Origin of the sequence: Streptomyces flavofungini (genome assembly GCF_041028215.1) — a bacterium.
GTDB classification, from domain to species: Bacteria; Actinomycetota; Actinomycetes; order Streptomycetales; family Streptomycetaceae; genus Streptomyces; species Streptomyces flavofungini_B.
Genome location: NZ_JASKYR010000635.1, coordinates 1 through 4,569 on the forward strand (window position 1 = coordinate 1; position 4,569 = coordinate 4,569).

3 protein-coding genes are annotated in these 4,569 nt (G+C 74.8%); 1 reads left to right on the forward strand and 2 read right to left on the reverse strand.

Annotation, left to right across the window (positions count from 1 at the left end; all coding sequences use genetic code 11):
* Positions 1-53 precede the first annotated feature (53 nt).
* On the forward strand, positions 54-971 hold the full coding sequence (locus AB8Z36_RS31460; protein WP_369216794.1) for a GNAT family N-acetyltransferase: 918 nt from the start codon (positions 54-56) through the stop codon (positions 969-971).
* Between the two features lie 6 nt (positions 972-977).
* Here the strand turns inward: AB8Z36_RS31460 and AB8Z36_RS31465 are convergent, their stop codons facing one another.
* Both AB8Z36_RS31465 and AB8Z36_RS31470 read right to left on the reverse strand, forming a co-directional pair.
* The gene (locus AB8Z36_RS31465; protein ID WP_369216795.1) at positions 978-2,594 is read right to left on the reverse strand and encodes a hypothetical protein; all 1,617 of its coding nucleotides are present in this window, start codon (positions 2,592-2,594) and stop codon (positions 978-980) included.
* Between the two features lie 6 nt (positions 2,595-2,600).
* Complete coding sequence (locus AB8Z36_RS31470) at positions 2,601-4,250, reverse strand: ATP-binding protein (protein ID WP_369216796.1); 1,650 nt, start codon at positions 4,248-4,250, stop codon at positions 2,601-2,603.
* Positions 4,251-4,569: the final 319 nt, after the last annotated feature.

Sequence of the window (4,569 nt, forward strand, 5' to 3'; positions counted from 1 at the left end):
GCCCTGACCTGGGACGTTGGGCCACTCGCTCATTCTCTGACTAGAGTCAGAGAATGAGCGAGGCGCAGATCCAGCAGGTCCGGCGGTTCAACCGCACCGTCACCGAACGCGTGGGCGTGCTGCACGACCGCTACCTCGGCGGCGACCGGCCCGTGGGCGAGGCCCGGCTGCTCTGGCAGATCGGCGACGAGGGCCGGGACGTGCGCGGGCTGCGCGAGCGCCTCGGCCTCGACTCCGGCTACGTGAGCCGCCTGCTGCGCGCGCTGGAGGCCGACGGCCTGGTGACGGTGGAGCCGCTGCCCGAGGACCGCCGGGTGCGCACCGTCCGGCTCACCGAGGCGGGCCGCGCCGAGCGCGCGCTGCTCGACGCCCGCAGCGACGACCTCGCCGCCGCCCTCCTCGCGCCGCTCGACGAGGTCCGGCGCGCCCGGCTCGTCGACGCCATGGCCGAGGTCGACCGCCTGCTGACCGCCGCGACCGTCACGCTGGACGTCGTCGACCCCGGTCACCCCGACGCCCGGAGCTGTCTCCTCGCCTACTTCACGGAGCTGCGGGAGAGCTTCGACAACGGGTTCGACCCCGGACGCAGTCTGCTGCCGGACGCGGGTGAACTGCGGCCACCGCGCGGCCTGTTCCTCGTCGCCCGCGCGCAGGGCGAGCCCGTCGGCTGCGCGGGCCTGAAGCTGCCGGAGGGCGCCCCGGCCGAGATCAAGCGCATGTGGATCGCGCCCGGCGCCCGGGGCCTCGGCCTCGCCCGCCGCTTCCTGACCGCACTGGAGGAGCACGCCGTCCGGCACGGCCGCGACGTGCTGCGCCTGGACACCAACAAGGCGCTGACCGCCGCGATCGGCCTCTACCACTCGCACGGCTACCGTGAGGTCCCGGCCTTCAACGACGAGCCGTACGCGCACCACTGGTTCGAGAAGCACCTGGCACCCGAGAAGCACCCCGCACCCGAGGAACCCCGTTAGCCGCCCTCAGGCCGGGCAGGTGCCCTTGCCCGCGCCACGGAACGTCCGGTACAGCGGCGGATCGCGGTCCTGCCGCCCGGCCGGGAACTCGACGACCGGCACCGGCTTGCACACCGCCCACTGGTCATTGACCCCGGGACCCTCGAACCCGTACGCCCCCGCCGCTCCCCGCAGGCAGTTGCTGCACCCGGTCGCGGTGATGCTCGGGATGATGAGCGTGTTGTAGACGTCGTTCTTCGTCAGCCGCAACGGGACGTCACCGCCCTCGCCGTCGCCGCCCTTGCCGTCGGCGGCCTCGCCGCCCGGACGGTCCTCGTTCAGCTCGCTGTACGTACGGTCCACGGCGTCGGCGAGCAGCGTGAACCCGTCGTGGTACATCAGCGCGTAGCCGTCGGCGAGGAAGTCCTTGTCGAAGCCGTGCTCCTTGTCCAGGGCCCGGTAGCGGTCCATGAAGCGGCCGAGCGCGGGCGGCGGGTCGTTCTTCCCCGCCGTCCAGGCCGGGTCTACGGACGACGCGGCGACGATCGTCGCGCCCGCCTCCTTGAGCCAGCGGGTGGTCTCGCCGGTGGTGAGGGTCGGTTCGAGCCCGATGCCCACCTTGAGCAGCCGCAGCCGCGCACTCCGCTCGCAGTCGCCCTCCTGGGCCAGGCGTTTGACGAAGGCGGGCAGATCCTGGTCGCGCCCGGCGAAGAAGACGGTGTCCGCCCGGGTCGCACAGATCTTCTGCGCGGCGTCGGTGAACCGCTGCGGGATGCCCTTGTCCGTGCCGGACGAGCCGGTGAAGTTGGAGTTGTGGCCCTTGAAGCCGTAGGCGCGGCCGAACTCCTTCTCGAATACCTCGCGCAGATTCTGCGAGTAGACGTCCTCGCTGCGGTTGTCCCAGACCAGGAACCCCCTCGTCCGCGACCGCGACGGCTTCTCCGTCAGGTACTGCTTCAGGGCGCCCACGAACTGCTCGTTGTTGGGCGAGGTCTTGAAGAACCGCTCGGCGTTCATGTCCGCGGCCGTGATGACCGGCCCGACGGTCGGGATGCCGGCCTTGCTGAGCGCGGCGATCGTCTCCCGGGTCTCGGGCGTACTGCTGGGAATCCCGGTCACCCCGACCAGCGGGGCCGTCTTGTCCGCGGCCAGTTCACCGAGCCGCTCGACGACGGGCTCCCACCGGTCGAGGTTGCGGCCGTCGGGGGCGAGGAGGAGCTGGTAGTGCGGCCCGCTGGCGCTGTTGGCCTCCTGCTGGGCGGCGAGCGCCCCGGCGAGCCCCCTGCGGATCATCTCCGTGGTCATCGCGCTGGACTCGTCCGCGCTGAAGGGCATCATCAGCGCGACGCGTACGTAGGGAATCCTGGCGCCGTGGTTCGCGGGGGACTCGGCGTCCTCGCGCACCCGGGCGTTCTCGTCGGCGATCGCCTCGATCAGGCCCTTCAGGCGCGGGTCGGCGTCGAAGGCGTGCTCGGTGACGCCGACGCAGTCCCCGCCGAGCTCGGCCAGGTCCTCACCGCACCTGCCGGGGCCCCGCGCCTGGAGGGTGAGGAGGACGGCCACCACCCCGGCCACCACGGCGAGGCCGAGGACACCGGCCCACTCGATCGGTCCCCACTCGCGGGGATGGCGACGGAACAGCATGCTGCCTCACTGTCCTGGTATCGGGAAGGGGCGCTTGTCGCGGGCCGCGGCGGGCCACCTGCGGGCCGCCTGGCCGAGCGCGACGCGCCAGGAAGGGTGGCGCAGCGAGAGATAGGCCAGCTCGTGCTCGATGGCGGCGCAGGTCTCGGCGTCCGGTTCGGTGTGCGGCTCCGAGAGGTACCACAGGGCGTGCACGAGGCGGTTGACGCAGCGTTCGACGTCGTCGAGGTGGGCGTAGCGGCCGTCGTGCGCGCCGAGCGCCGTCCGCAGCCGGTCGTCCCGCCAGTCGCGGGCGGGCGGGGTCGGCGCGGTCGCCGCGTACCGCAGGCAGCGCAGCCAGTGCTCCGCGCCCCGCTCGTCCCGCTCGGACTGGAACTCCTCGGCGAGCGAGGCCACCACCGTCTCCACGCCTCCGGCGGCGAGCAGGTGCCGCAGGGCGTCCGCCTCGCCCTCCTCGCCGCGCTGGGCGTGGTGGTTCTGCAGGAAGCGGTGGATCTCCTGCCAGCCGCGGCTGTCGTCGGGCCCCGGCGAGAGCCTGCGCGCCTCGTGGACGAGGAGCGTGCGCAGCAGTGGATCGGTCACCAGCGGGCTCCCCGGGGGCGTGAGCCGCTGCCAGTGCTGCTGTTCCAGGTAGTCGGTGACGGCGTTGGCGGGCAGTTGCTCGGGCCCTTCGAGGCGCAGCCGCGTCGCCAGTGCCTCGGCGGCCGTGCTGTCCCGTGCCAGGGCGAGCAGGGTGAGCCGGTCGCGCTGGCGCCGGTCGGGCAGCAGTCGTTCGAGCAGCGCCTCGCCGACGGGGCGCCCGTCCTCGGTGTCCAGTTCCAGGAGGTCGCGCGGGGCGACGGCGCGGCCCGCCCGGGTCGCGGCACGGACCGCCGAGCACAGGGTCGTCGTGGCCGCGGGGTGGCCGCCGGTCAGGGTGTGCAGGGCGGAGGCGAGATAGGGGTGGAGCGGAGCGCCCGCCGAACCGGCCGCCAGCAGCGGCAGTACGTCGTCACGGCTCAGCGGCGTCAGGGGGACCGTCAGCAGGCCCGCCGACGGCGAGGTGCCGACCCGCTCCCAGCCGGACGCGGCGGTCAGGTCCGCCAGTTCGCGCCGGACGGGACCGGGATCGCTCCACGGCGCGTCGCCCAGCCGGGTCGCCACCACGACCAGCTCCTCCCGCTCGGGGGACTCGCGCTGCGCGCGGTGTTCGAGGAGCAGGTCGACGAAGCGCCGCCCCGCGGGCAGGTGCGTGTCGTCGAGGAGCACCAGCGGCCAGGGTTCGCGGTTCCAGCGCTGGAGGCGTCCGTAGGAGCCCGCGACATCGTGCCGCAGCGCGGCCATCAGCGTCCGCTCGACCGCGCGCCGGTAGTCGCCGCCCTGGTGGTACCAGTCGCCGAGCAGCTCAAGGGGGTCGGTGCCGTCGTCGAAGCGGGGGAACCGGCCGCGGTACCAGTCCCGCTCGGGCCCCGCCCGGTGCCGCTCCGCGTAGGCGCCGTGCAGGGCGCGGGAGACGGCCGCCGCCCCGGGCCCCGTCCGTGCCTCGGCCGCCCCGGCCCACGTCTGGCGCAGCTCCTGCTCGGGCCCCTCGGCCAGCCGGCAGGCGATCAGCAGCCGGGCCAGGCGCAGACACACGGCGTCCCGCTCGGCGGCGTCCCCCGGCTCCCAGCTCGACACGGCGAACAGACCGGGCAGGAGTACGGGGAAGGGACGCCGGTAGGAGGGCGCGAGCTGGCGTGCCAGCTCGGTCAGGACGCCGACCAGATCACCGGCGGCGGCACCGGCGTCCGGTGCGGCGGGCGCGAACCCCGGCGGGCCGGGCGGTGCGACGCGGACGTGGGCGAGGGGGAGCGGGGGGGGGGGGGGGGGGGGGGGGGGGGGGGGGGGGGGGGGGGGGGGGGGGGGGGGGGGGGGGGGGGGGGGGGGGGGGGGGGGGGGGGGGGGGGGGGGGGGGGGGGGGGGGGGGGGGGGGGGCCGCCGGTGATCTGGTCGGCGT

Bases quoted from the DNA above. Each gene is read 5' to 3' on its own strand.
- AB8Z36_RS31460 (WP_369216794.1), top strand. From the start codon at position 54: ATGAGCGAGGCGCAGATCCAGCAGGTCCGGCGGTTCAACCGCACCGTC.
- AB8Z36_RS31465 (WP_369216795.1), bottom strand. From the start codon at position 2,594: ATGCTGTTCCGTCGCCATCCCCGCGAGTGGGGACCGATCGAGTGGGCC.